This window comes from Moorena sp. SIO4E2, from assembly GCF_010671945.1.
In the GTDB taxonomy this organism is placed as follows: Bacteria; Cyanobacteriota; Cyanobacteriia; order Cyanobacteriales; family Coleofasciculaceae; genus Moorena; species Moorena producens.
Window position 1 is genome coordinate 1 of the sequence record NZ_JAAHIE010001106.1, and the last position, 1,706, is coordinate 1,706.

1 protein-coding gene and 1 pseudogene are annotated in these 1,706 nt (G+C 41.8%); both read left to right on the top strand.

The genetic code is table 11. The annotated features are described in order from the left end of the window. Window positions 1-1,223: group II intron reverse transcriptase (locus F6K37_RS41160; protein WP_287257052.1), on the top strand; the 1,223-nt coding region annotated here is incomplete at its 5' end. A 105-nt stretch (window positions 1,224-1,328) separates the two neighbouring features. Next, window positions 1,329-1,622 (top strand): annotated as a pseudogene (locus F6K37_RS41165) (zinc ribbon domain-containing protein); the annotation flags it as partial. Between the last annotated feature and the right edge of the window lie 84 nt (window positions 1,623-1,706).

A 1,706-nucleotide genomic window follows, 5' to 3' on the forward strand; every position in this document is an offset into this window, starting at 1 on the left:
AAGCAATATTCAAAGGTATTAGCCTAAAACCTAAATGGGTATTAGATGCCGATATCTCCAAATGCTTCGACAAAATAAAACATGATGCTCTTCTAACAAAATTAAATACTTATCCATCCATGAGACGTTTAATTAAATCATGGCTCAAAGCCGGTGTGATGGATAACGGGACATTCTCACCTACAGAAGAGGGTACCCCTCAGGGTGGCATTATTTCCCCACTCTTAGGAAATATAGCCCTCCACGGAATGGAAGAATGCATTAAAACTTATGCCGAAAGCATGAAAGGAAATAAAGTGGCAAACAAAAATGCCCTAAACCTAATACGATATGCCGACGACTTTGTAATAATGCATAAAAACCAAGAAGTGATAGAAGAATGTCAAAGAATCATCAGCAATTGGCTAAAAGATATGGGCTTAGAGTTAAAGCCAAGTAAGACAAGGATTACCCATACATTTGACGGATTCGATTTCCTCGGATTCAAGGTCAAACAATATAAAACAGGTAAGAACCAGTCAAAACAAGGCTTCAAAACCATAATAAAACCGTCAAAAGAGAAAGTTCTAGAGCATTACAAAAACATGGCGGACACAATATCCCGCCATAACGCAGCACCTCAGGAAGCCTTAATAAGCCACCTGAACCCAAGTATAAGAGGATGGTGTAATTACTACAGACCAGTTTGTAGTAAGGAAACATACTCAAAATTAGACCATTTGCTCTGGAAAAGACTCTGGCGATGGGCAAAAAGAAGACATCCTAACAAGTCAAAATCCTGGATAAAAGAAAAATATTGGGGAACCAAAACGGAAAAACCCAAGAAGTGGTGGGAAGCCCCCAAGGTAGACAACTGGGTATTCATGTCCTCAGAAGACCAATTTCTTCCAAAACACGCCAAAACAAAAATTATACGGCACAAAAAGGTAGCGGGAGTAAGAAGTCCATATGATGGTAACCTAGTATACTGGCTAGAACGTGTGAGAAAACATCCTGAAATGACCAGTCAAAAGGGGAAGCTTTTGAAAAGACAAGAAGGGAAATGTACTCACTGTGGACTCACCTTCCGGGACGGCGACTTAATGGAAACACATCACATCTTACCACGCGCTTTAGGAGGAAAGGACAACATAGGAAACCTTGAACTCCTACACCTACATTGCCATGACAAAATACACGGAAAGCAAATTAACTCGAAAGAATTAGATAGCAATCCATTCTGAGGTACCAATGACAAGGATTCCTAAGATGAGGAGCCGTATGAGGTGAAAGTCTCACGTACGGTTTTGAAGACGAGCCGAGGCGGCAACAAATCGGCTTAGTTTAACCCAGTCAGCGCTCAGAATACCTCACAGAATTGCTCCAATTGCGGCAAAAAGGTTCCTAAAAAGTTGCATGTCCGTTGGCACGATTGTCCACATTGTGGTTGTAGTCTAGATCGAGACCATAATGCAGCGATCAATATACGAAATAGAGCGGAAGGGCAGTCCGTTCTTAAAGCCCAGCGCCTCCTAAGGGATACCCGGATTGGCTGGGAAGCCTACACGCTTTCCTGCAAGGTCAGTGTAGGAGCTGTCACAGTGGGGTCACTTAGACCAACAGCAATAAATACCCAGTTATAATGATGGAGCCATTAGGTAATAGCATATACCTCTAAGGCAATCTTTAGCATTTAATGATTGATTCTAGCTTGCAGTACCCGATAT